Below are 907 nucleotides of genomic sequence, written 5' to 3'. Positions count from 1 at the left end.
AGGTGGCCACCCGGCCACCTGCGCACCGTCATGTCCAGGGACAGTCCGCTCAGCGGCATACCAGCATGAAGGTATGCCGCTGAGCTCGCTCCGCAGCGCAGCTGACCTCGAGCGTCTCGTCAAGGGAGCGGGACGTTGGGCCCTTCCGCCGGTGGCGGAACCGCCCGACGCTGGAACTGAGATCAGGAAGGAGGTGAGGACGATGACACAGCTCCTGGAGAAGGAACGTGTGAGGACTGAACATCTTCCACAGCTGTTCCGGAACCGCACCATGGACTACACGCTCATGGTCATCGGTGCCCTGATCGCAGCGTTCGGCGCGTACACCTACTTCGTGCCGTCCACCTGGGTTCTGGCGGGCCTGAGCGCGGTCTGGTACCTCAGCAGCTGGATCGTCGGTGGGGTGCTGCTCACCGCAGCCTTCGGCCTGCTCGGAGCCAGCATTCGCGACCGGTCCGGCTACTGGACGACCAACGCTGTGCTCAGCTTCGCGCTCGCCACGCTCAGCTTGGCTGGAGCGGTAGCCGCTGCGGTGGTGCTCATCATCTGATCAGCGAAGGAGGTGAATGACGAGGGAAGCCCCTGGTGACAGGGACTTTCCTCTCTTCACCGGTCGACCGGCGCGCGCTGGTCCGGCTCGGCGTCCTGATCAAGCACCCACGCCTCGGTGATCTGCGCGACGCACAGGCGCAGGCGGGCCGCCCGGTGACCTGCTCTCGGATGAACTCGCCGATGCCCTCCGTCAGCGAGCGCCCGCGCGTAGAACGCAGTGCCCTCACCCGGCACGGCTGCCGAAGATGGTCAGGGCGACGTCAGGGCGCCGGTCGATGAGCCGGGAATGCCGGACCCTGGCCACTGGCTCCCATGCTCGGCGTGGGCGCGGTCCCTCTTGGGCGATGGTAGGGGG

The 907-nt window shown here is 66.9% G+C and carries 1 protein-coding gene; it reads left to right on the top strand.

Going from position 1 to position 907, the window contains the following annotated elements; translation table 11 throughout:
* Positions 1 to 202: 202 nt before the first annotated feature.
* Positions 203 to 550 carry a hypothetical protein gene (locus tag N864_RS22730; RefSeq protein WP_155893080.1) on the top strand — a complete coding sequence of 116 codons (348 nt, stop codon included), beginning with the start codon at positions 203 to 205 and terminating at the stop codon, positions 548 to 550.
* Positions 551 to 907: the final 357 nt, after the last annotated feature.

The organism is Intrasporangium chromatireducens Q5-1 (genome assembly GCF_000576575.1).
Classification (GTDB): Bacteria; Actinomycetota; Actinomycetes; order Actinomycetales; family Dermatophilaceae; genus Intrasporangium_A; species Intrasporangium_A chromatireducens.
This window is presented reverse-complemented; position numbering and strand designations above follow the sequence as displayed.

Bases quoted from the DNA above. Each gene is read 5' to 3' on its own strand.
- N864_RS22730 (WP_155893080.1), top strand. From the start codon at position 203: ATGACACAGCTCCTGGAGAAGGAACGTGTGAGGACTGAACATCTTCCA.